General features: G+C 50.4%; 24 protein-coding genes. 7 read left to right on the top strand and 17 right to left on the bottom strand.

The genetic code is table 11. The features are described from left to right. Nucleotides 1-4 precede the first annotated feature (4 nt). Entirely contained in the window at nt 5-517 is a 513-nt protein-coding gene (locus tag AF_RS08980; protein ID WP_048064733.1) for a flavin reductase family protein, read from the top strand. 53 nt (nt 518-570) lie between these two features. Further along, a complete protein-coding gene (locus tag AF_RS08975) occupies nt 571-1,146 on the top strand; it encodes a metal-dependent transcriptional regulator (RefSeq protein ID WP_010879281.1) in 576 nt (191 codons plus the stop codon). On the opposite strand, the gene AF_RS08970 is transcribed toward AF_RS08975, so the two are convergent. The 7 genes from AF_RS08970 to AF_RS08940 are packed head-to-tail and all read right to left on the bottom strand — an operon-like array spanning nt 1,127 to nt 6,835. Continuing rightward, entirely contained in the window at nt 1,127-1,660 is a 534-nt protein-coding gene (locus AF_RS08970) for a HemK2/MTQ2 family protein methyltransferase (protein WP_010879280.1), read from the bottom strand. The genes AF_RS08975 and AF_RS08970 overlap by 20 nt on opposite strands. After that, nucleotides 1,657-2,391, bottom strand: a complete 735-nt coding sequence (gene rsmA, locus AF_RS08965; RefSeq protein WP_010879279.1) for a 16S rRNA (adenine(1518)-N(6)/adenine(1519)-N(6))-dimethyltransferase RsmA — start codon at nt 2,389-2,391, stop codon at nt 1,657-1,659. The genes AF_RS08970 and rsmA overlap by 4 nt, the downstream gene beginning before the upstream one ends. After that, nucleotides 2,378-2,608: a DUF357 domain-containing protein gene (locus AF_RS08960; RefSeq protein WP_010879278.1), complete on the bottom strand. Its 231-nt coding sequence runs from the start codon at nt 2,606-2,608 to the stop codon at nt 2,378-2,380. The genes rsmA and AF_RS08960 overlap by 14 nt, the downstream gene beginning before the upstream one ends. Continuing rightward, nucleotides 2,559-3,872, bottom strand: a complete 1,314-nt coding sequence (locus AF_RS08955) for an NfeD family protein (RefSeq protein WP_048064462.1) — start codon at nt 3,870-3,872, stop codon at nt 2,559-2,561. The genes AF_RS08960 and AF_RS08955 overlap by 50 nt, the downstream gene beginning before the upstream one ends. 34 nt (nt 3,873-3,906) lie before the next feature. Then, entirely contained in the window at nt 3,907-5,544 is a 1,638-nt protein-coding gene (locus AF_RS08950) for a thiamine pyrophosphate-binding protein (protein ID WP_010879276.1), read from the bottom strand. Nucleotides 5,545-5,548: 4 nt separating this feature from the next. Then, nucleotides 5,549-6,520 (bottom strand): 2-hydroxyacid dehydrogenase, encoded by a 972-nt coding sequence (locus AF_RS08945; protein WP_010879275.1) that lies wholly within the window; start codon nt 6,518-6,520, stop codon nt 5,549-5,551. Between the two features lie 57 nt (nt 6,521-6,577). Then, nucleotides 6,578-6,835, bottom strand: a complete 258-nt coding sequence (locus AF_RS08940) for a SpoVG family protein (RefSeq protein WP_010879274.1) — start codon at nt 6,833-6,835, stop codon at nt 6,578-6,580. A 105-nt stretch (nt 6,836-6,940) separates the two neighbouring features. Here AF_RS08940 and AF_RS08935 point away from each other — a divergent pair, with 105 nt between their 5' ends. Next, nucleotides 6,941-7,678: a Nif3-like dinuclear metal center hexameric protein gene (locus tag AF_RS08935; protein ID WP_010879273.1), complete on the top strand. Its 738-nt coding sequence runs from the start codon at nt 6,941-6,943 to the stop codon at nt 7,676-7,678. Here the strand turns inward: AF_RS08935 and AF_RS08930 are convergent. After that, entirely contained in the window at nt 7,675-7,857 is a 183-nt protein-coding gene (locus AF_RS08930; RefSeq protein WP_048064461.1) for a preprotein translocase subunit Sec61beta, read from the bottom strand. The genes AF_RS08935 and AF_RS08930 overlap by 4 nt on opposite strands. A 36-nt stretch (nt 7,858-7,893) precedes the next feature. On the opposite strand from AF_RS08930, the gene AF_RS08925 reads away from it, so the two are divergent. Next, a complete protein-coding gene (locus AF_RS08925; RefSeq protein WP_048064460.1) occupies nt 7,894-8,862 on the top strand; it encodes an amidohydrolase family protein in 969 nt (322 codons plus the stop codon). Here the strand turns inward: AF_RS08925 and AF_RS08920 are convergent, their stop codons facing one another. From AF_RS08920 to AF_RS08890, 7 genes are all read right to left on the bottom strand, one after another. Next, nucleotides 8,863-10,458 (bottom strand): amino acid permease, encoded by a 1,596-nt coding sequence (locus AF_RS08920; RefSeq protein ID WP_010879270.1) that lies wholly within the window; start codon nt 10,456-10,458, stop codon nt 8,863-8,865. 30 nt (nt 10,459-10,488) lie between these two features. Next, a complete protein-coding gene (locus AF_RS08915; protein WP_010879269.1) occupies nt 10,489-11,643 on the bottom strand; it encodes a (Fe-S)-binding protein in 1,155 nt (384 codons plus the stop codon). Nucleotides 11,644-11,726: 83 nt separating this feature from the next. After that, entirely contained in the window at nt 11,727-13,436 is a 1,710-nt protein-coding gene (locus AF_RS08910; protein ID WP_010879268.1) for a long-chain-fatty-acid--CoA ligase, read from the bottom strand. An 82-nt stretch (nt 13,437-13,518) separates the two neighbouring features. Then, complete coding sequence (locus AF_RS08905) at nt 13,519-14,490, bottom strand: ABC transporter ATP-binding protein (RefSeq protein WP_010879267.1); 972 nt, start codon at nt 14,488-14,490, stop codon at nt 13,519-13,521. A 4-nt stretch (nt 14,491-14,494) separates the two neighbouring features. Continuing rightward, nucleotides 14,495-15,433, bottom strand: a complete 939-nt coding sequence (locus tag AF_RS08900; protein ID WP_048064732.1) for an oligopeptide/dipeptide ABC transporter ATP-binding protein — start codon at nt 15,431-15,433, stop codon at nt 14,495-14,497. Further along, on the bottom strand, nt 15,433-16,293 hold the full coding sequence (locus AF_RS08895) for an ABC transporter permease (RefSeq protein WP_010879265.1): 861 nt from the start codon (nt 16,291-16,293) through the stop codon (nt 15,433-15,435). The genes AF_RS08900 and AF_RS08895 overlap by 1 nt, the downstream gene beginning before the upstream one ends. A gap of 9 nt (nt 16,294-16,302) precedes the next feature. After that, nucleotides 16,303-17,313: an ABC transporter permease gene (locus AF_RS08890; protein WP_048064459.1), complete on the bottom strand. Its 1,011-nt coding sequence runs from the start codon at nt 17,311-17,313 to the stop codon at nt 16,303-16,305. Between the two features lie 365 nt (nt 17,314-17,678). Here AF_RS08890 and AF_RS13540 point away from each other — a divergent pair, with 365 nt between their 5' ends. Continuing rightward, nucleotides 17,679-19,241, top strand: coding sequence for an ABC transporter substrate-binding protein (locus AF_RS13540; RefSeq protein ID WP_010879263.1), 1,563 nt, complete (start codon nt 17,679-17,681; stop codon nt 19,239-19,241). A 60-nt stretch (nt 19,242-19,301) separates the two neighbouring features. Here the strand turns inward: AF_RS13540 and AF_RS08880 are convergent, their stop codons facing one another. Beyond that, nucleotides 19,302-21,089: a PAS domain S-box protein gene (locus tag AF_RS08880; RefSeq protein ID WP_010879262.1), complete on the bottom strand. Its 1,788-nt coding sequence runs from the start codon at nt 21,087-21,089 to the stop codon at nt 19,302-19,304. Between the two features lie 74 nt (nt 21,090-21,163). Between AF_RS08880 and AF_RS08875 the strand changes: the two genes are divergently transcribed. Beyond that, entirely contained in the window at nt 21,164-21,916 is a 753-nt protein-coding gene (locus tag AF_RS08875; protein WP_010879261.1) for a TatD family hydrolase, read from the top strand. Beyond that, nucleotides 21,913-22,386, top strand: coding sequence for a deoxycytidylate deaminase (locus tag AF_RS08870; RefSeq protein WP_010879260.1), 474 nt, complete (start codon nt 21,913-21,915; stop codon nt 22,384-22,386). The genes AF_RS08875 and AF_RS08870 overlap by 4 nt, the downstream gene beginning before the upstream one ends. Here the strand turns inward: AF_RS08870 and AF_RS08865 are convergent. Further along, complete coding sequence (locus AF_RS08865) at nt 22,383-23,807, bottom strand: alpha/beta fold hydrolase (RefSeq protein ID WP_010879259.1); 1,425 nt, start codon at nt 23,805-23,807, stop codon at nt 22,383-22,385. The genes AF_RS08870 and AF_RS08865 overlap by 4 nt on opposite strands. Nucleotides 23,808-24,078 lie beyond the last annotated feature (271 nt).

Here is a 24,078-nt window from a genome sequence, read left to right as displayed (position 1 = left end):
GAACATGCTGGAGTACCTGTATCCGCTCAGAACGTATTTGATAGTTTCGGGTGTTGAGAAGCCGAATGTAATGACTGCTGACTGGGTTGTGCCTCTGTCCTTCAGTCCGCAGCTTCTCGGAGTGGCTATTGGACACAGCAGGTACACGCATTCGCTAATAAAAGAGTGCGGGGAGTTCGTGGTCGCCGTTCCAACAATTGAGCTTCTCAAGGACGTGTGGAAGGCTGGAACGCTGAGCGGAGCGAAGGAGAACAAGATGGAAAAGCTCAGCCTGACGCTGGTCGAGTCAAAGAAGGTTAAGGTGCCTTCAATCAAAGAGTGTCAGGCAAACCTTGAGTGCAGGGTGGTGAAGGAGGTCGAGACGGGAGACCACACACTGTTTGTAGGAGAAATACTTCACGTAACTCACGGCGATGCCTTCAAAGACGGAAAACCGGACATAAACTACAAGTTCGTCATGCACGCAAGCTTCGGAAAGAACTTCACAACCAACTCAAGCGAGAGGTTCGAGCCATAGACTTTGCAAAAACGCGAAAGTGTTATTTAATTAGCCCCACCTAAAATATAGCAATGGAGAGGATAGAAGAGTACCTTGAGGCGATTTACGACATTCAGGAGGAGACGAGCAAGGTTGCAAAAACAGGTGAACTTGCAAAAATCCTCAACGTAAAACCATCCAGCGTTACGGAGATGCTAATAAAACTCAGAGATATGGGATACGTGGACTATCAGCCGTACAAAGGAGCAAAGCTTACAAGAAAGGGGGAAGAGCTTGCAAGGAGAATTAAGAAGTACTATCTCGCTCTCTACCACTTCTTTAAGGACTACCTCGGCATACAGGACGAGCTTGCAGAAAAGCTGAGCTGCGAATTGGAGCACCACATTACAGAAGATGCATTCGTCAGGGTGTGCAGAATAATTTCTGGAAATTGTGAGGTTTGCGAGAGCTGCACCCAGGAGTACCTCAGTCTATCAGACGCCACCGAGGGGGAGTACGAGGTCATCGTAGCCCCGTCATACCTGGCAAAAATCGGCCTTAAGCCGGGAGAAATTGTAAGCGTTGTGGACGACGAGGTTGAAACTCCGCTGGGCAAATTCAGGGTTGACGAAAGTGTCAAAAAACTCGTCATTCTTTCCAGATTTTGATAGCAAAGAGCTTCTCAAAGAAAAGTCCCCTCTCTCCAACGATTTCGTATCTAAATCCCCTCTCATCAATTAAATCAAAAACGTCCGGCTCGTTCTGAGAGGATGCAATTAAGATTGCCCTCCCTCTTTCAGCCATTATCTCGTCGAGCGAGTCCAGAAACTTTTTGATTACCTTAACCCCCTTCTTACCGCCGTCAATGGCAACATCAAGCCAGTCTCCTCTTCTCAGCTCATCCTCAAGCTCCACGTAGGGAGGGTTGAACAGAACAAGGCTGAACTTCTTCCTTATCCCCTTCGCAATGTCCGTCATCACAACATCAAGGCCCTTCCTCCTCAGCTCCATGGCGGCGAAGGGTGAGATGTCTGTTGTCAGAATGCATTTGCATTTTCCTTTAAGCCTCTCAGCAACGAACCCGCTCCCCGCACCTACTTCAATGACCTCATCGTCGGGCTTGAGCTCCCTCAACGCAGCCTCAAGCAAAAGTTCGCTGTCCTCAGCCGGCTCGTAAATCATTCTCCCACCACAATCTCCGCAAACTTCCTCGCTCCGAGCTCCTCAGGCCTTTTTTCGGCCAAGTTTTTATTCACTGCTAACTCCACACCGTATCTCTTTCTGAACTCCTGCACTATCTTCCCCATCCTCTTCCTTCTCATGCTGAAAGCGAAGGTGACAAATTTCTCAAAAAGCTCCCTGTTCTCTACAAAAACCTCCGGCTCGGGTACTATGCGGACTATCGCCGATTCAACCTTCGGGGGTGGGTTGAAGCTGCTTGGCTTTACTATTTCCAGTATCTCCGCCTTGCAGTAGGTTTTCGATATAACTCCGAGCCTGTTGTCTTCACCGCAGAGCCTCTCAGCAAACTCGCGCTGATACATCACGACTGCAAGCCTGAAGTCGGTCTTCAGAAGCTTGAATGTAAGAGGGGAGGATATCTTGTAGGGTATGTTCGCCACGAACTTCGTAAAGTAAGGAAAGTCCACTTTCAGCGCGTCTCCCTGTATAAGCCTGAACCTGCCCTTCCCTATGAAATCTGAAAATCTTTCTCTCAGCCTTTTAACCATCAACGGGTCCTTCTCAATCCCCACAACGCTGCATTTTCTAAGGAGTGCTGAGGTGAGATTGCCCGTCCCGCAACCCACTTCCAGAACCACATCGTCTTCAGAAAGCTCCGCATACCCCACAATCCTTGAAATGACTCTCCTGTCCACGAGCATGTGCTGTCCGAGGCTTTTACGCAGTTTCATGCAGCTTTCCAACCTCCAACCCGATTTCGAGCCACGCCCACGCCCAGACAACGCACTCGAATGCTCTGACTAAATCCCCCTTCTCCAGAAAATACCGGGAGTCGCTGATGTAGGCCTCTATGTTCCTCATGAACCCCTCATCGCCCTCAATCTCCTTCACCCTTTCCTCAATTCTCTCCAGCCACTTCAGCGTCTCCCTTCTCAGTTCCTCCTCCACCAATCTTCCTCACCCTCAGCGTAAGACCTTCTCTAGCAATTACCTCAACCTCATCGCCCTTTTCAAGCTCTTCATCGCTCACGACCTTCCAGATTTCCCCTCTGACTCTTGCGAATCCTCTGCCGTTGGAGAACTCCAGAACCTCCCCTTTCTCCCCAACGACCTCTCCAACGCTGCTCTTCTTCTTTCTGATCTGAGCAATCTTGATGATCATGAAGGTCATTATTCCTCCAAGCCCGATTCCCATCCCTGCAACGAACTTGGGAAAGGCATCGTAGAAGGACTCAGGCATTAAAGGTTCGTTGAAGAGAATGAGAAGCCCGAGTACAACCGAAACCACCGAGGCAGCACCGAGAACGCCATAGGTTGGTGTCATTAGCTCGGCAAAGAGGAAAATTACGCCCAAAACGATGAGGAGCAGGCCGAGGTGATTTATCCCAATCACCCCAAGTCCTGCTAAAGCCAGAATAAGGCAGATAGCTCCAACAGTCTCGGGCACGAGTCCGGGGGATGTGAGGCCGAAGATTAGAAGGTAGATTCCGAGAAGGAGGAGAATCGCCGCGAGCTGCGGGCTCGAGATTATCTCGTAAATGCTGGCCTGCAGCGGCTTCTTGACCTCAATAACTCTGTAGGTGTCGAACTCGAATGTTACAAGCTTTCCGTCGATCTCCGCGCTTCTCCCCTTAAGGCCCTCAATGGCCTCACCCTCCGTGTTTGCAATGTAGTCGATTATTCCCTGCTCCAGAGCTTCTTTTGCTGTCAGCGTTAAAGCCTGAGTCACGAACTTCTCCGCAACACCCTCATTCCTCCCCCTCTCCCTTGCAATGTCCTTAACATAACCCGCAATGTAGTTCACGGTCTTGTTCTCAACCTCAGCGCTTGCAAATCCCACGCTTACAGGTGTGGCTGCCCCCACCGCCGTTCCGTCAGCCATCACCGCAATGTGCGATGATAAAAGGATGATTGAGCCTGCCGAGGCACACATAGCCCCCCTCGGGACAAAAACGACAACGGGAACCTCGCTGTTTAGGAACATCTTGACTATCTTCTGGGTTGAGCTAAGCAGCCCTCCGGGAGTGTCGAGAACAACGAAGAGGACGTCAAACCTCTCCCTCAAAGCAAAATCGTACGCGTGCTGCAGAGTCAGATACGTTCCCTGGTTTATCTCTCCCCTCACCTCAACCTTCGCCACCCTAAGCTCGGCTGCATTGACTGGAGCGATGAGAAGAGCGAGAAGCAAAACAAAAAGTGGTGAAAGCTTCATGGCATCTCTTAGACTCGGCACAATTTAACCTTTGCTACATCCTCACACTTGGCTGAGGGTTGAAGGGCGCGAAGCAGTCGGGAGAGATGCGCAGGTCGAGGACGAACGGCCTTTCCGAGTTAAGCATCTCCCCTATCGCATCCTCTATTTGGGAGTCCGAGCTGACAGTAACTCCGTCAGCGCCAAAAACTCCCGCCAGCTCGGCGAAGTCGGGATTTGTGTGGAGTGTACCGTAAACCCTTCCCATTTTCTGAACCTTCTGCCTGAAGTAGAGCACCCTGTATGAGTTGTCGTTGACGACAACGACCTTTACGGGAATACTTTCCCTCACCGCCGTCTCCAAATCCTGCACAGTCATCATGAACTCTCCATCACCAACCACTGCTATGGCGGTGTAGCCGAGAAGCGCTGCGGTCATTGCAGCGGGAAATCCGAAGCCCATGGCACCGTGATTCGTTGCCGCCAAGTAGCTTCTCGGCCTCCTCGCCTTCACGTAGGCCTGAGGGTACAGCACATGCATCCCCTGTCCTGCCGAAACAACGGCATTTTCAGGTAGAGCCTCATTGAGCTTCTTGAAGAACTTTGCGGGGTTTGCAAAGCCTTTGTACTCCATGTTCACGGCATTCTCAACCATTTGCTCCCAGCTCTTTCTCCAGACTTCGATTTCGTGCAGCCAGCTTTCAGGCGCTCTGTAACCTTCAACTTTCTCAATAAGCCTTCTGAGAAAATCAACCGCGTCACTGTAGCTTACAAGCGCGTAGTTCAGCTTCTTCCCCGCCTCCCTGTCAAGCGTGACTGCAACAACCTTTCCGGACGGCATCCAGTTGTAGCCGTAGGTTGTGACGTCCGTGAGCTGGCAGCCGAGGCAGAGCAGGAAGTCCGAGTTTCTCAAAGCCTCATCAGCATGGATGCTCCCCCCTCCGAAGCCTGCTCTGCCCAAGCAGAGCCTGTGATTATCATCCAACGCCCCTCTACCGTTGCCCGTTGTGGCGACGGGTATCGACGTCTTCTCTACAAGCTGCGTTAGAAGCTCGCTCCCTTCCTCGCTGTTCACACCGAATCCTGCAAGTATCAGCGGTTTCTTAGCTTCCCTGAGCATTTCAGCAACGCTCTCGATTTCGGCATCACCTGCCCTAGGTTTCTCGGCCTCAATTCTGACATCCTCGCTGCTACTCTCTTCAAGCCAAACATCCTCAGCAAATTCCACATAAACGGGCCCGCACTCCCTGACGGCGATGGAGAATGCCTTGGCAATGATGCTCTGAGCTTTTGCCGCATCCTCAACCCTGAAAGTCGCCATGGTTATCGGCCTCATTACGGACTGCTGGTCAACCTCGAGCATCGTGTTCTTTCCGTAGAGCTTCCTCTTAGCCCCTCCCGAAATCACCACCATGGGTGAGCCGTCCTTGTAGGCGTTGGCAACGCCTATGGCTGCGTTGAGTGTGCCGGGGGCGGCGTGAACTAAACTGACTCCCGGAAAGCCCGTCAGCCTTCCTTCGGCATCGGCCATCGAGGCGGCAACCTGCTCGTGACGGCAGGAGATGTACCTTATCTCCTCCCTGTAATCGTAAAGCGCATCGACGAAGTCAACAATAGACGTGCCGATAATGCCGTAAACCCTTCCAACACCAAAATTCTTCAAGCATTCCGCAACAGCGTGTGCAGCGTCCATAATCTCACCTGCTAACGACGTGCTTAACCTCCTCTCCCCTCAGCGCCCTTCCAATGTTCTCCATCGCCTCCCTTATTATCCTGAGCCTCGCCTCATTCGTCGCTCCGGCTATGTGGGGCGTGAAAATGACGTTGTGGCTCTTAAGCTCAAGCAGCTCGCTCCCCTCAGGGGGCTCCTTGGCGAAGACGTCGAGAGCGGCTCCTGCAATCCACCTCTCCTTTATGGCCCTTACAAGAGCATTCTCGTCAACAACTTCCCCTCTCGCAACGTTTATCAGAATTGCAGAGTTCTTCATCATTTTCAGCTCTCTTTCGCCTATCATACCCCTCGTTTCCTCCGTAAGTGGAACGTGAAGGCTGACGATGTCCGCCTCTCTGAGCAGCGCATCGAAATCTCTGAACTCCACTCCATACTCTTCGATGTCCTCAGCCCTCCTCACGTCGTGGTAGATGATTTTGACACCCCAGCCCTGAAGTCTTTTGGTAACCTCCCTGCCCTGGGCCCCCATACCGATGATGCCCCACGTTTTGCCGTGAAGCTCGTAAACTCCGAGGTTTGCCATCTCATCCTGCTCCCACCTACCGCTTAAAACGCTGTTGTGGGCATAGATTAGCCTCCTGAGCAAAGCGAGAGCGAACATTACCGTATGCTCCGCAACACTCAAGGCGTTTACTCCCCCAACGTTTGCAACGGTTATGCTCAGCTTCTTTGCAGCCTCTACGTCGATGTTGTTGTATCCAGTCGAGGGCTGCTGAATGAGCTTGACTTTCTCCATAGCTCTCATCATCTCTTCAGTAATCGGTATTTTGAAGGTGTAGTCCCCTATAACAATATCCGCATCCCTCACCGCTTCGAGAATTCGTCGCTCGTCGTATTCACCTATAACAACAACCTCAACTTCTCCGGAATAGACTGAGCCAATCAGCCCCTTCAGCAGGGGCTCGGCGATTGGAGAAAAACTTACAACTTTTACCATGACAGAATTGAACCCAGAAAAGATAAAAAGGTTTTGAAGCAAAAGCCAAACTCTTAACTACTCCTGCTCCTGATAGGCCTTCAGAACCGCATCCACTATCTTATCTCTCGCCTCCCTGCTAACCGGATGGAAAACGTCCTGAAAGCTCCCATCCTTCATCCTTCTGCTGGGCATGCTCACCCAAAGCCCTTTTTCTCCCTCAACAACCTTCAAACCCTTCACAACAAACTCGTTGTCAAAACTCACAGACGCATAGGCCTTTACGCTTCCGTTCCCCTTCGACTTATATATCCTAACTTCTGTTATTTCGGCCAATTCTAACCCTCCTTTCAAATTTCGTTACTCTCAAACAAAGTGGTATATAAGAATTTTGATTGCAGGAAACGTTAGATTAAATTACCACGCTCTCATAATAAGCCCATGAACCTCGCCGAAGTTGTACGATTTCTCGACGATTTTTTGGAGATTAACAGCTATCAGGATGTTTCAAACAACGGACTGCAGGTTGAGGGTAGCGAGGAAGTGAAGAAGGTCGCCTTTGCCGTTGACGCATCCATGGAGAGCTTCAGGGCTGCAAAGGCTGTAAATGCGGACATGCTCGTCGTCCATCACGGCCTTATCTGGGGCGGTATAGGCTACATAAGGGGAATTGTGAAAAGAAGGATTGAGTTTCTGCTGAGAAGCAACCTCTCCCTCTACGCAGCCCACCTTCCGCTTGATGCCCACAGGGAGGTGGGGAATAACGCCGTGATTCTAAGAAAAATTGGCGCAGAGCCGCAGGAGGAGTTTGGAGAGTACAAGGGCGTGAAGATTGGCTTCTCGGCAAAGCTGGAAAAGGCAACTGCAGTAGGGGAGATTGCGGAAAAGCTTGGCCCGGCGATGGTTCTGCCCTTTGGGGAGGAGAGGGTCAGAAAAGTTGCTGCAGTGTCGGGAAAGGGCTGCTTTGCCTTAAACGAGGCTATTGATGCTGGAGTGGAGCTTTTCATCACGGGAGAGCCTGAGCACGAAGCCTACCATCTGGCAAAGGAGGGTGGAATCAACGTATTTTTTCTCGGGCACTACGAGAGTGAGAAGTTTGGCGTTCAGAGCCTGATGGAGGTTGTGAGGGAAAAATTGGGGATTGAGGCTGTGTTTCTTGACATTCCGACGAACCTTTAAGGCCAGAGCCCGTAGTAGGCGTTCAGGATGATTATTAAAACTCCCGTAACGATGCCTGCAGCAAGAATGGTTTTTGGGCTAACCTTTATCTGAGTTTTTTCCTCCTCGAAGTACCTCATTATACCTGCAGAGGACATCAGCGGTGGTGTCTTCGCCTTGCCCTTCGGAGCCTTTGCCATGGTAAAAGTTTTGTGGGTGAATATTTAACTCTTCCCATGGAGGTTTACAGCGGGATTCTTGTCACTCACGAAGGCGTCTTTCACGGTGACTTAATTGTCGAGGAAATGGCGTTTGAGGAGAGCAGGGTGGAGAAGGATGATTTTGTGATTTCCCCAACTTTCTTCAACGCCCACACCCATCTGGGTGATGCTGCTCTAAGAGAGGCACCAAGGCTCGACCTCGTGAGCATTGTGGGCCCGGGTGGCTACAAGCACCGCATGCTTTCCCAGATTGATTCAAAAACTCTCAGACAGGAGGTGGAGCTGGAGGTGAGGATAAGCAGAGATGCTGGAACGTCCCACTTCCTCGACTTCAGGGAGGGCGGCAAAGCAGGGCTTGAAATCGTAAAGGGAATCGATGGTGTCCTGCCCCTTGCCAGACCAACAAGCGTTGAGGAGGCTGAAGAGGTTGAGGCTTTCGGCTTCGCCTACAGCAGCGCTCGTGACCACGATTTGAAGCTTATGGAAGAGGTTAGAGAGATTGCAAGGCGGAGGAAGATGCTGTTCGCCATTCATGCTGGGGAGAAGGACTGCGCGGATGTTGATGCTGCTTTGGCTTTAGAGCCTGACTTTGTTGTCCACATGAATTCTTGCCCGGAAAAAATAAGGGAGTTTGTTGAGGCCGAAATCCCCATCGTGAGCTGCATTCGCAGCAACGCCTTCTTTGGCCTTCTTAACAAAAAAAGCTACGAATTGCTGAGCGAATACGAAAAATGGATGCTTGGAACGGACAATGCAATGATTTCCACAGCATCAATGCTGGACGAGATGCACTTTGCCGCTTACCTTATTGGCAAAGAAAAGGCGATTTTGAGGGCTGCAACAGCTAGCTATGCTGTTTTTGGCTTCAGACACGGCTACGTAGTCTTCAACAGAAACTGCAGCTTCAGGAGGACTTCCGACCCGCTTTTAACGCTTGTGAGGAGGGCCGGGGTTAAGGACATTGAGAGGGTTTTAATCCTATGATCACTTTAACCTCCTGTAACTCACGGCCCTTTTCAACGCCTCATCCCTTAAACTCTTCTTCTCGAAGTGAAGGTCAAGGCAGTGCTGGGGGCCCAATTCAAGCTTTTTCTTGATGTCCCTCGTTATCCCTTCCTTTTCTCCATTTTCAACCGCATCCGTCAGAACCAGCAGGTCAACATCACCCGCCTTCTCAGCCTCACCTCTTGCAAGGCTGCCGACAAGGTAAACCTCGCTGTCGCTATATCTTCTCCTTAGCTCATCCACAACCGCAGGAATCCACTCCTCCCAGTTTCTGAGGTTTTTCTCCCTCTCTATCAGCTTCCTGTCAACGTATCTTCCAATCTCCCTTCCTGTATACCACCTGTAAGTCCACTCAAAGAGGAAGGAAGCTGCTATAAGGGAAAGCATCACAGCCAAAGCGTAGAGATTTTCCTCCGCCATTCTCAATGCAAGAATTGTGAAGGCTGCGAGGGCCATAATCGCCCCAGCTGAGGAGATTAGCGGATTGACCTTAACCTTCCTCCTGAGCTTTACCGCAGCGAGGTTTACAGCAGCAAATATAAGCAGGAATCCCCCGCTGCCTGCTGTGGCTATCGTTTCAAGGTTGGTGGTGATGGAAAGAATTATGGAGAGAATGGGAATCACAACCAGCCCCTCGTAAGCCTGCCTCCACAGCTTCTTTCCAACAAACTCGGGAAGCTCTCCAAACTTGGCAACCATGTAGCTTGCTCTTGCGGTTCCGTACAGAGTGGCGTTGATTGCCGAGCTTGTTGATGCGAGGGCTGCAAAGGTGACGAACCAGAAGCCAAGCTGTCCGAGTGCTGGCTCGGCAGCAATGGCAAGAGCGTAATCTCTGGCCTCCATAATCTTCTCGTAGGGCAGCGTTCCGACAGTTATTATGGCAATTAGAACGTAAACCGCTATAACGACAACAACTGAAACGTAGAAGGCCTTCTCAAGAACCTTCGGATGCTCAACATCTCCGCCCGCATTGGCAATCAGCTCAAATCCCTCGTAGGCGAGGAAGATAATCATCCCGCCTGCAATTATGCTCACTGCATCAGCCCAGTTGGACGGCATGAGCCTCTCAGGATTCACGAAGGCAAGCCCCGCTGCGGCAACGATAACAAGCACCGCAAGCTTGAACGCAACGAGCAGATCCTCTGCTCTTCCGCTCACAACTGCTCCGAGGGAGTTTAAAACTGTAAAAAAGATTACAACGAATGCGATAAGGAAGCTCTTCAAAATAGGGGTTCCGAGGGCGTTGGCGGCGTAACTGCCAAAGGCGTAGGAGTAGAGAGCTATCATGACAACATAGCTAACGAGGAGAAGGATGTTTAACCCACCAGCAAGCAAACCCGTTCCGTAAGCCTTGATCAGGAACTCTATCGTCCCGCCCTCGCTCGGAAACCTCAGGCTGAGCTTTGCGTAGGAGTAGGCGGTAAAAAGCGCAACAATTCCGGCAATGAGAAAGGCTATAGGGGCAGAGCCCTTCGCAAGCTGAACGCTCAGGCCGAGAACGGCAAAAATTCCTCCCCCAATCATGCCGCCAATGCCGATGCTGACAGCTTCCCAGAAGCCGATTTTCTCCCGCACTGAAAATGAGCAGGAAACAAAAATAAAAAATTATTCCTCTCCGTAGGCAGCTTCGTAAACCAGCTCGACTATGTCCTTCACAACAAGCTGCTTGTCGAGCTTCTCGGTCTTCACTCCATCTTCAAGCATCAGCAGGCAGAAGGGGCACGCAACTGCCAGAACGTTTGCTCCGGTCTCAGCAGCCTCCTGCGCTCTAACTCTTGCAGGCTGAATCTCTCCGGGATAGTCGCCAACGATGTTTCCAGCTCCTCCGCCGCAGCAGAGAGACATTCTCCTGTTGCTCTTCATTTCAACAAGCTCCACTCCCGGAATCAGCTTCAGCACCTCTCTCGGCAAATCGTAGATGCCGTTGTACCTGCCGAGGTAGCATGAGTCGTGGTAGGTTACAGTCAAATCAAGCTTGTTTTTGAGCTCAAGCTTTCCGCTTTTTATGGCATCCCTCAGGATTTCGAGGAACAGCTTTACCTCGTAGCCCTCATACCAGTTCTTGAAGGCATTGAAGCAGTGTGGGGAGTGCGTGAAGAGCCTCTGCACCCCATATTTGCCAAATGTCTTGATGTTCTCCTCCATCAGAACTTCGAACAAGCCCTCCTCTCCCGCTCTTCTGACGTCGTTGCCGCAGCAACCCTCCTCTCTGCCGAGTGTTGCAAAGTTTATGCCCAGATCGCTGAGAATTCTGGCCATTTTCAGCGTTACGTTAATGTTCCTGTTTTCAAAGGCGTGGGCGCATCCAACAAACCAGAGCCACTCGTACTCCGGGTTGTCCTTAACCTTCGGAACCTCAACGTCGCTCTTCTTCACCCAGTCCTCCCTCTTGAACTTCCCTATGCCCCACGGATTCTTCTGCTTCATTATATTCTGGAAGAAGTCCCTGATGTAGGGAGGAGTTTTGCCGTTCTCCACCAGAACCCTCTTTATCGCCAGCATCGTTTCGCTCGGCTTTACATCTCTCGGACAGAACTCGGTGCAGAGGTTGCATGAGAGGCATAACCAAGCTTCCTCGAAGTTCTCTATAACCTCCCCCACACCGAATCTTGAGAGCAGTACGGGTTTTCTAGGAAAGCTTGCATCGGTCGTTGAAACGGGGCATATTCCCGTACATGTCCCGCACTGGTAGCATCTGACAACCCTCTCAGCACCAAACTCTTTTAAAATTTCAAAATACTCTGGGTCTATCGTAATCATTTTATCGTCCTCCTTGAGCTTTAGCCCAGTCTCCTTTGGTGATTTAAAAGCATTTCTAAAAATGCTAAAGAAAAAGATAATAATTAACCTTTTATTTTCTTGATTTCCTCCTCTCTCAGAACTCTCCTGAGGATTTTTCCTACCGCAGACTTCGGCAGCTCATCTCTGAACTCGACAAGCTTTGGAACCTTGTATGCAGCCAATCTCTCCTTGCAGAACTGGATTATCTCCTGCTCGGTAACCTTTCCCTTGTATTCCGGCTTCAGGACAATGTAAGCCTTGACCGTCTCTCCCCTGTAGGGGTCGGGCACTCCTACTACAGCAGCCTCAACAACTGCTGGATGCTCGTAAAGCACCTCCTCAACCTCTCTCGGATAGATGTTGTAACCTCCTGCAATTATCATATCCTTCTTCCTGTCCACGATGTAGAAGTATCCATCTTCGTCCATCTTCGCCATGTCTCCAGTCAGCAGCCAGCCATTGACGAGAACCTTCTTCGTCTCTTCCTCCATCTTGTAGTAGCCCTTCATTACCTGCGGTCCCTTTATAACTAGCTCTCCAACTTCACCGATTGGGAGAACCTTTCCTTCATCGTCTATAACGACAGCGTAGGTGTCGGGGAAGGGTATGCCAATGCTCCCCTCCTTGTTGAGGCCGTAAACAGGGTTGCCAAGTGCTACGGGAGAGGTTTCACTTAAACCATAGCCCTCAACCAGCTTACCTCCCGTAATCTCCTCGAACCTCCTCTTAACCTCAACGGGAAGTGGGGCAGCACCACTAATACATGCTTTCACCGAACTTAAATCGTACTTCTTCACATCGGGGTGGTTGATTATCGCCGCATACATCGTCGGAACTCCGCAGAAAATGCTCGCCCTGTACTTCTGAATGCTCTCAAGTATCCTCTTGATGTCTCTGGGGTCGGGAATCAGGACGATGGTTGAGCCGTTGGCGATTGGAGCGTTCATTGAGGTCGTCATTCCAAAGCTGTGGAAGTAGGGCAGCACTCCAATGAAGACATCATCAGGAGTTCTGTCAACAACCCACTCAAGTGTCTGGTAAACATTCGCGACGAGATTGAAGTGCGTCGACATCACAGCCTTTGGCACACCAGTGGTACCTCCGGTGTAAAGGAAGATTGCCACATCATCCTTGGGGTTGATTTCAGGCCTTTCCTTTGTTAGCGGTGACTTCAAGGCATCTTTCCAGTAAACTACCTTATCGCTCTTCTCGATTCTTACCTTCTCCTTCTTGAGCGGATAAAGGATGTTCAGGGGGAATGGGAGATAATCCTCAATTTTACAGATTACCGCTTTCTTTAACTTTCCTTCAGCTAAAAGACCCTTTATTCTAGGATAAACGAATTCGACAAAGAATCCGTACTCCGCCTCGCTGTTCTCCTGAATGTACCTGATTTCCCTCTCAGTATAGAGAGGGTTGCACTGCACAACGGTCGCGCCGACCTTTAAAATTCCGTAGTAGGCCGCAACATACTGAGGCACGTTCGGGAGGTCCAGAATGACCCTGTCTCCTTTCTTAATGCCGAGGCTCTTCAAAAAACCTGCAATTCTGTCGCTCATCTCGTCAAGCTCTCTGTACGTGATTTTCTTTCCGAAGAAAATCAGCGCGGTCTTGTCGGGATACTTCTTCGCCGTATCCTCCAGAAGCTGATACAGCGGAATTTCGGGGTAGTCAATGTTGGGCCTAACTCCTTCATCGTAGTGCTTTAGCCAGATCCTGTTTATCTCCTTCTCGTCAATTTCTGTTATGCTCTTTCCTTCCACACCAAGCATATTGTTAATTAGAGTGAGAACTATTAAAATTTTTTTAAATGTGGGATAACTTTTAACAATTAACTATTAGGATTTTCCAAGCCTAAAACCCGCCCTCCAGCGGATAGTGGCAGGCAAAGCTGTGCTCCCCGCCTTCCAGCTCGGGCTCCTCTTTCTTGCACTTCTCCCTCGCAAAGGGGCAGCGTGGGTGGTATCTGCACCCTGAGGGAATATCGATGGGATTTGCAATGTCTCCAATAATTTCCACTTTTCTCCCCTTTTTCACGAAGCTCGGAACTGAGGAAAGCAGAGCTGCGGTGTAGGGATGCCTTGGATTGTGTATAACCTCCCTCGTCTTTCCGATTTCCATTATTTTTCCGAGGTACATCACCGCAATTCTATCGCCCACAATCCTCGCAACTGACAGGTCGTGAGTTATGAAGAGCATGCTCAGATTGTACTCATCCCTGAAGGACATGAGCAGGTCAAGAATCGCAGCCCTCAGGCTGACGTCAATCATTGAAACCGGCTCATCCGCAACGACGAAGTCGGGCTTGAGAATCATCGCCCTCGCTATCGCAACCCTCTGCCTCTGGCCACCGCTGAGCTGATAGGGCATTCTGTTGAAGAACTGCTCCCCCGGCAGTCCAACTCTGTCCAGCATCGACATGGCCATTTCCCTTGCCTCATCATTCTCCGCAATTCCGTGAATTGTGAGGGACTCAACGAGGTGCTCCCCAATCTTCATCCTCGGGTTTAGGGAGGCGTAGGGGTCCTGAAAGACCATCTGGATATGCCTCTTCATCCTCCTCTGCTCTTCCTCGCTGAGGGAGGTAATCTCTCTGTCCTTGAAGTAAATCTTCCCGCTCGTCGGCCTTTCCAGTCCGACGATGATTCTGCCCGTCGTCGTCTTCCCGCACCCGCTCTCCCCAACGAGGGAAAGTACCTCACCCTGCTTCATTTCGAAGCTTACGCCATCGACAGCTCTCACAAAGTCCCTTCTTCCGCTCAGCAAAACCTCCAGAACGGATTTCTGAACGGGGAAGTACTTCTTGAGGTTCTCAACTCTCAGCATTCTATCACCCGTAGAGCCAGCACTTCACAACCCTTCCGTCAACTTCGAACTCTGGCGGCTCCTTCATGCACCTCTTCGAAGCTTCAGAGCACCTCGGCCTGAACCTGCATCCTTCTGGTGGGTTTATGAGGTCGGGCGGGAAGCCGGGGAGGGGCTTGATTTCCTTATCCATCCACACATCGGGAACGGACTGAATTAAACCTTTCGTGTAGGGGTGGAGCGGTTCATTCGTCAGTTTCTCAGCCTTGCCAAGCTCAACGAGCCAGCCAGCATACATAACCGCAATCCTGTCGCTTCTCTCCGCAGCCAAGGCGAAGTCGTGGGTGATTAGCATCACAGCCCTGCCCTCCCTCTTCATGTCCTCCAGCAAGTCCATTATTTTCTCCTGAACTATGACGTCAAGAGCAGTAGTTGGCTCATCTGCAATCAAAAGCTTGGGATTGAGGCTTATGGCCATCGCAATCATAACTCTCTGCCTCTGGCCACCGCTGAGCTGATGAGGGTATGAATCAACCCTCTCAGGCTGAAGGCCCACCTTCTCAAGCATCTCCCTCGCCATCTGCCACGCCTCTTTCTTCGTAACATCCATGTGCTCCATGATTGTTTCAGAAATCTGGTCTCCTATTTTCTCAAGGGGGTCAAGGCTGGTCATTGGGTCCTGAAAGACCATCCCTATCTTGCTCCCCCTGATTTCCCTCATCTCCTCATCGCCTAAAGAGAGCAAATCAACGCCATCAAAAATTATCTTACCGCCCGAAATCTCGCCGGGATAATCAATCAGCCTCATAACGGAGTGGGCGAGGGTCGATTTACCGCAACCGCTCTCTCCAACAATGGATATGAACTCGCCCTTTTCAACGGACATGCTGACGTTGTCCACCGCCCTCACAACACCTCTGCGGGTTCTGAAGATTGTCGTCAGGTTCTCTATGTCCAGCAGCATCATCTCTCCCTCCTTGGTGCGTATATCTCACTGAGCCCCTCTCCAACTAATGCAAAGCCGAGAGAGAGCAGCATCACCATCAGCCCGGGGAAGGTAATCATCCACCAGTAGCCCGCAGGCAGGTATGGCCTTCCCGAAGCGAGCTCAAATCCCCAGTCAGGAGTGGGAGCGCTCACTATGAATCCAAGAAAGCTTAATCCTGCCTCAGTGAGAATCGCATCAGCTACGCTCAGGGAGAAGACTACCACGAGGGTTGGAATGAGGTTGGGGAAAATGTACTTCCTCATTATCCTCCAGTCGCTCGCTCCTGCAGCCTTTGCAGCCTCAACAAACAGCAGGGATTTGACGCTCAGCGTCTGCCCCCTAATCATCCTGAAGTATGTGGGAACGTAAACAACAGAGATTGCCACAACAGCGTTGAAAACACTTGGCCCAAGAACAGCAGCAATTGCAATTGCCAGAATCAGGCCGGGAAATGCGTACATGCTGTCCATCAGCATTGAGAGCAGCCTGTCAAGCTTTCCGCCAAAGTATCCGGAAATGAGGCCGAGAGGGACGCCAATAACCGTTGAAACAAGAGAGGCTGACAGTACAACGGCAAGAACAACTCTTGAGCCGAAAACGATTCTCGAAAAAACATCCCTGCCGAGATTATCCGTTCCCATGATGTGCTCAGCACTTGGAGGCTGCAGAACGTCCTTTCCCGACTTTATAGGGTCGTAGGGGGCGATGAAGGGGGCAAAGACCGCCATCAATGCGACAGTGATGATTATCGCAAGTCCCGAAATGACCATGTACCTCCCTTCCGCCTCTGGAAGGAAGCTGAAGATTGTTGTTGCGAGATTTCTGACTTCCGCCATTCCACCACCTCAGTATCTTATCCTTGGGTCAAGTAACGCGTAAATCACATCCACCACAAGGCTGATTAGCGCTACAAAGACTGCATAGAAGACTATCGCCCCCTGAACGGAGGTGTAGTCCCTGTACTCTATCCTCTCAATCAGGAAAGTTCCCATCCCCGGCCACGAGAAGGTTGATTCCGTAAGCACCGCTCCAGCCAGAAGAATGGCGAACTGGAGACCCATCAGCGTAACGACGGGGATGAACGCGTTCTTCATCGCATGAAAGACGACTTTTCTGTTCCTCACTCCCCTCGCCCTGTAAGCTTTAATGAAGTCCTGACTGAGCACGTCAATCAGGTTGTTTCTCAGCAATCTTGTGTAGGCCCCTGAAAGAACAATTCCGAGTGTTATTGCAGGCAGTGCGAGGTGGGCGAGGGCATCGATAAGAGAGTTAAAGTTCAGCGTTAAAATGCTGTCAAGAACGTAAAGCCCTGTGATTGTCTCTGGAGTGTTTCCGGGCGTTATTCTACCGCCAATTGGCAGAACTTTCAGATAAACCCCGAAAAGCATTTGCAGAAGCATTCCAAACCAAGGGATGAAGAGCGTGTAGGCGACAATGCTGTAAATCCTCATCCCAGAATCAACCTTGCTGCCCCTTCTGAAGGCCGCAATCGAGCCAGTGGCAACTCCTATCAGAACGCTCAAAATGAAGCCAAATATCGTCAATTCAAGCGTAGCGGGAAAGTGGTCCATGATTTCGGCAATTACAGGTCTCTTCCCCCAGATCATGGACTTTCCGAGGTCACCTGTGAATACACCCTTAAGGTACTCAATGTACTGCTCGTGGTATGGTTTGTCCAGCCCTGCCTCATGCCGAAGCTTCTCCAATACCTCTTCCGGAACCTTCTGCCCCACCATCGCCGTTATCGGGTCGCCGGGGATAATTCTGAGTATCAGGAAAACGATGGTCAAAAGGATTAGCACCGTCGGTATTACCATTAAAAACCTTGTTATTATGTAAGCCGGCAGTGACGACATCGGATACGTTTGAGGTGTTTGGCTTAAAAATTTATCTGAGGGAAAGAGGGGCACATTGTTGTACCTTTATCGCCTGAAGATTGTATTTCATCAGATGCACGTTTGAAGCTCATGGCACTTCTGAGAAGGCTCGAAAACGATAGTGAAAAAGAACCATGTCGATTTCGGGAGAAATAATTAACGGAAGAGTGGCACTACACGTTGATGCTAAAGCCTCTCTTCCTTTTTCTTGTTTCATGATTAGTTTCGTAACCTCTCCAATGAATCTTATGCTCCCAGCCGGAGCGATAAAAAGATTAGCCCATTAAATTTTTGCCAGATACACTCAAGATACTGTTATATATCATAACACGGACATTTACAACATGAAGAAACTATACGTTTTGGCGCTTTTGGTTGCTGCAGTGCTGCTACTGGGCTGTGCCCAACAGCCGGAGCAACCGCAGAAAGAGGAAGCTAAGAAGCTGAAGATTGAGCTCTGGTGGACTCCAACTCACTACGGTGACACTGAGAAAGATTTGGCACAGGTTCTGAAGGAGCAGCTTGAGGCAACGGGAATGATTGAGGTTGAGCTGAAGAGCGCCGAGTGGTCAACTTTCCAGGACTATTCCAGAAAGGGAGCGATGATGGCTTCGCTGTTCGGATGGTATCCTGACTACCTCGACCCTGATGACTACACCACACCCTTCCTGAGTTGCACGGCAAACAACTGGCTCGGCTATCCGTACTGCGACCCGGAGATGGATGAACTGCTTGAGAAGGCATCAACAGCAACCTCGATGGAGGAGAGAGAGAAGCTTTACAAGCAGATACAGCAGAAGCTTGCTGAGGATGCACCGATAATCCCGCTCGTACAGGGCAAGCTGACGATAGTTGCAAAGGACGACATCAAGGGAATTACCCTCGACCCGACCATGATTTTCAGGTACTATCTTGTCTACTCCGAGGAGCAGAAGGACACAATCACCATCGGTGTAACTGACAAGATTACCGATCTCGACCCTGCCAATGCTTACGACTTCTACACATGGGAAATTATGAACAACGTCATGGGAGGGCTGGTAAGGTACAAGCCCGGCACAACAGAACTTGAGCCATACCTTGCTGAAAGCTGGGAAGTCAGTGAGGATGGCCTTGTTTACACCTTCCACCTCAGGCAGGATCTGAAATTTGCTGACGGCACCCCATGCAAGGCGCAGGATGTGGTGAGAAGCATCAAGAGAGTCATGACCATTCAGGGCGACCCCTCATGGCTCGTTACTCACTTCGTCGAGGATGTGGAGGCTGTTGACGACTACACTGTGAAGTTCACGCTCAAGAAGCCAGCAGCGTACTTTGTCTCACTGCTTGCAACACCGCCATACTTCCCCGTCCACCCGGCATACAAGGCAGATGAAATAGACCCCGACCAGACTGCCGGTGGAGTTGGGCCCTACAAGATAGTGGAGTGGAAGAGAGACCAGGAGCTAATTCTCGAAGCCAACCCGAACTTCTTTGGAGAGCAGCCAATGACAAAGAGAATTGTGGTGAAGTTCTACAAGGACGCCACAACTCTAAGACTTGCCATCGAGAAGGGAGAGGTTGACATCGCATGGAGAACGCTCACACCAATCGACATCGAATCCCTGAAGGCAAAGGAGGGTCTGCAGGTTATCGAGGCTCCGGGTGGTTTCATCAGGTACCTCGTTCTCAACGCCAATGAAAACACAGACTACCCGACAAAGAACATCTACGTCAGAAAGGCCATTGCAGCTGCAATTGACAGAGAGGACATCGCCCAGAGGGTTTACAGAGGGACCGTTGAGCCGCTGTACTCCTTAATACCAATCGGTATGTGGAGCCACGAGGACGTCTTCAAGGATATGTATGGAGATGGCAACATCGAGCTTGCCAAGGAGTACCTGAAGAAGGCTGGCTATTCCGAATAATTTTTTGATTTATTTTTTATTTGGGCTCAAAATTAAAAGGTAGAAACTCTTTCAGCAAGTTCAGGGCCTCTTAAGTCCCCTTCTCAGCCGCTCAAGATTCGCCCATACTCTGTCGAGGTCTTCAATAAGCTCCGTAACCCTGTCTATGTTTGAGATTACCTTCTCAAAGGCTTCACCTCCGAGTTTTTCCCTTAACTCGCAGAAGGCTCTCGCAGCAGCGAGAGGATTCCTTATTCTGTCCACCAAGTGAGAAACCAGCCTTATGTTCTCACCAATCTCGTCTATGAACTTTTTCCTCTCTGTAACATCCCTCGCAACACCGTGCACGGCAACAACTTCTCCCTTTTCAATTACAGGGTGTGCGATAACCTCAAGCCACAGTATCTCACCGCTCTTCGCTTTAACCGGCAGCTCAAACGGCTCCGTTGGCTTTTTTGTTTCAACAACTTCTCTTATTTTCTCCCTAACCAACTCATGGTGGGACTCGGGAACGACATCCCATACAGTGACGTTCTCTCCCTCTTCATACCCAAGAAGCTCCATAGCCCTTCTGTTTACCCTTGTAAAGCAACCCCGCATGTCGTGGACGTAAAGGATGTCGTTGGTGCTGTTCCATAGATACTCGTAGCTCTCCAGAGCTTTTCTCAGCTCCTCCTCCATGCGCTTTTTCTCCGTAATGTCCCTGACGAATTCCACAACCATCTTGACCTCTCCGTTTTCAATGAGAGGATAGCTGAAGAGCTCAAGCCATTCCACTTCAGAACCCTTCAGCCCCGGAACTACTCCTCTTTTCATTTCACCGCTTTTCATCGCTTCAATAGTTGGGCACTCCTCGCACGGTTCACTGCGGTTGTGGTACGCTTCGTAGCACTTCTTTCCCACAACATTTCCATACCACCTCTCCATTGCGTGGTTAACCATTATAACGTTCATATCCTTGTCCAGAACGCTGATTCCATCCTGTATGGTATTGAAAATGGCTCTCAGGAAGGCCTCATTCTTCCTAACCTCCTCTGTCCTCTTTGCAACAACCCTGCTGAGGTATGCATTGAGCGCAATTGCAGCCAGCAGCACAGCAAAAAGGGACGCAATCGCGTAGTAAACCCACTGGGGAATCACCTCAACCCTCGGCCCCAACCACCTGTCGAGAGATTGATAGTAAACAGAGTTGCGGTCGGATTTCATGGCGCTTAGATGGGCATCTATTCTCCCAAGCACGTTATCGTCTCTCCCTGCGAATCTGAGCTCAACCGGGCCGAAAATGATGCTGCTCTCCTTCAAGCCGTAATCTGAGGCGTAGAGGGAGGCGTATATTCTCGAAACCACTCCAGCGTCTGCCCTACCAGCCTTAACTTTCTCGAAAACTTCCCTGTAATCCCCCTCAATCTCAAATATCTGGCAGTTTAGATTGAACTCATCAACAAGCCGTTTCAGTTCCGCGGTGTAAACGTCCCTTTTCACTCCAGCAACCTTTAAACCATCAAGCTTCAAAACAGAGTCAAGGTTCTGTTTTCCCACAACCACTCCCCAGTTAGTGAAAACGGCCTCATCATTGAACTTGTAAGCTTCAGCCCTCTCCTCCGTGTACGCTATATCCACCAGAAGGTCTATCTCACCCCTCTCAAGCTTATCCAACAGCCGGGGGAAGGTGTCATGAACGTACTCAATGCTCCACCCCTCTTCTTCTGCGATGTATTCGAGTATGTCAATGAAGAAGCCTTTAGCCTCACCGTTTTCGACGAAAACAAGAGGAGGGTTGTCGTAAACACCAACTTTTAGAGCTGAGACTGGATTTAGAATGAATAGGGTACAAACCGTGATTAATGCGAACAACTTGAACTTCACCATGTAAAATAAAGTAACGAACTTATAAAAGCGTTTGGTGAGAAATTTTTAATAATCCTCACGAACATCCGAGGAGCATGTATTTCGACTCACATCTTCATTCAGAGGGTCTGGGCTTCTCCGAGCTTGTTAAGCTGAAGGAAAACGGAATAAAGGAGGTTTGCAGCCTCGCCTTCTTTCCCGTGAAGCCAAAATACCCTCAGACCATGATAGATGTCTTCAGAAAGCTAACAGAATTCGAGCCTCTCAGATGTGAGGCTGCAGGGGTTAAGATGCATCCCGCTGTTGGAATTCATCCGCGCTGCATTCCTCCTGACTATGAGTTCGTGCTGGGCTACCTTGAAGAGGGGGAGTGGGTTGCCTTCGGCGAAATAGGGCTTGAGCTTGTAACTGATGAGGAGATTGAAGTTCTCAAATCGCAGCTCGAGCTGGCGAAGAGGATGGACGTGCCGTGCATAATTCACACACCGAGAGGAAACAAGCTAAAAGCAACAAGGAAAACCCTCGAAATCCTCGAAAGTCTCGACTTTCCCGCAGACCTTGCGGTAATAGACCACGTGAACTTCGAAACACTCGACATGGTTCTTGAGACTGAGTACTGGATTGGCCTCACAGTTCAGCCAGGAAAGCTTTCTGCCGAGGACGCTGCAAGAATAGTGGCTGAACACGGCCCGGAGAGGTTCATGCTGAACAGCGATGCGGGTTACAGGGATGTAGAAATAACCACGGTGGCGGAGGCTGCTGTAAAGATTGAGGAGGCTGTGGGCAGGGAGGAGATGGAGAAGGTTGCGAGGGAAAACGCCAGAAAATTTTTGAGGGTGTTGGAATGAAGAGGCCCACGCTCGATGAGTACTTCATGGAAATCGCCTCGGTTGTGGCGAAGCGCTCCACCTGTCTTAGACAGCACGTCGGGGCCGTCATAGTCAAGGACAAGCGCATTCTTGCCACGGGCTACAACGGAGCGCCTTCAGGCCTGCCACACTGCGAAGAGGTGGGATGCCTGAGGGACAGGATGTCCGTGCCGAGCGGGGAAAGGCAGGAGCTTTGCAGAGGGGTGCATGCGGAGCAAAATGCAATAATACAGGCGGCTAAGTTCGGGATAAGTGTTGATGGTGGTACTCTTTACTCAACTCACTGCCCCTGCATCACGTGTGCGAAAATCATCATCAACGCGGGGATAAAGAGAGTTGTTTACGGGAAGGAGTATGCCGATAAGAACGGTTTGAAGCTTCTGGAGGAGGCAGGAGTGGAGATTGAGTTCTTTCCTTCTGATTCGCTTAGCAAAAAAGTAAAAAATTAAATGTAATCCGAAAACTGCACGATAATCGAGTGCCTGTCCGCAGACCATGCCGGGATGGTGAAGCTTTCCTCCCCACCGGTTCTCGACTTCACAGCTATGCTTATCGTCCCCTCCGCAGGGACAACAAGGTCGGCGGCGCTCATGAAAGGCATTATGGAGTACCTAACAACCTCTCTGTCAAGATCGCTCTTTCCATCAGCCCCCCTGTCGAAGACCCATAGCCCGTTGACGGCTCTCTCAATGGGGCAGATTCTCTCAGTGCAGACGTTGACACCATTCACGTAAACCTCATCAACACCGCCAATCTCCTCGTCATACTCGCCTATCATCTCCTTGTATCTAATCAGCAGCAGTCCCGATGTCTCCTTGGCTGCTGGGGAGAGTCTTTCGGGCAGTATCAAAAGCTCCACGTCGAGGGGAGGCTTTGATACCAGAAACCTCGCCCACAGGTCATCTCTCACGAAGGGGGCGCGGTAGTAGTGATAAATGATGGGGCTGAAGTCCTTGCGGAACTGGAACTCGTAAAGCTGCCCCTTCCTGAGCCTGACCTCAAAGTCCCCCTTCACCCTCATGAACTTGACGGGCAACCTCGTCAACCTCTTGCCGTTCTCGTCTATCGGATAGATTGACAGCCATCCCGAAACGTCACCATTGGTCGCAAAGGCCAGAAACTTCCCCTTAACCTTCACGTAATCTCCATCCTGCGGCACTATGTCGGTTGTTGCTGGCTTGTAGCCGTTTATGAACTCAAACATCACCGCAAAAGTTTCCGGAGAAGTGCAGAGCTGAACGTGCGTCATGTTGTTGAAGTAAACGTTGGTTGCGTTGTAAACAACCTTCTCCTCCGGAAGTCCGAGAGCCGGCAGAGCTTTCGGATTTCCGAACACTGCAAGCGTCGGAATCCCTTCGGGAGCATCAACCCCCCAGACGCCGTCAAGAAGAATGAGGTGCGCAACCTTCGCAGCCCTCTCAGGAGAGGAGTTGACGTATCTGACCAGGAAAAACGTCCCCATTGAGTGCCCGACCAGATCCACCTTATCCGCTCCGCTTTCAGCGAGAGCTTCGTCTATGACCCTGTCGAGCCTGCTGAAGGTTTCGTCAATCAGCCTCTCCCTGCTCTTGGAAAGTATCTTGTCAAGCGTTTCAGGGTCGATAATCTGGCTGATGTTCAGCCCGAATTCGCTCCCAAGTCCGCTGAAGAGCATGTCAGTTTCCACAACCAAAGCCCACGAAATCGTGTCGTATTCGAAGGTTTTGACATACTCTGCCGGATATCCGTTTGCAGCAAACCTCATCCCCTGGCTCTCGAACTGTCCAGCAGAACCCGCAAGACCGTGCACAAACACTACCGGTCTAAAGTCTTCCGCTGCTGCCACCTGCACGGCAAAAACCAGCAACACCAGCACGGCAAGCCCTCTCATACTGAATTACCTTCACAAAATATTATATAATTTTCCTTATGTTAATTGTAATCAGCAATATAATCATAATTATTTAAGCATTTCCGGAAACTTCAAGATGATAGCAATAATTAAATAAGACCTTGCATCCTATGAGTCATGAATCCCATAATTTTGAAAAAGGATGGTAAATTAGCGGAAATAACTCTGAACAGGCCTGAAGTGCACAACATGTTTTCCATGGCCACCCTGACGAGGGGTTTCGCTGAGAAGGTGGTGACGATGCTTGAAA

Origin of the sequence: Archaeoglobus fulgidus DSM 4304 (assembly GCF_000008665.1) — an archaeon.
In the GTDB taxonomy this organism is placed as follows: domain Archaea; phylum Halobacteriota; class Archaeoglobi; order Archaeoglobales; family Archaeoglobaceae; genus Archaeoglobus; species Archaeoglobus fulgidus.
This window is presented reverse-complemented; position numbering and strand designations above follow the sequence as displayed.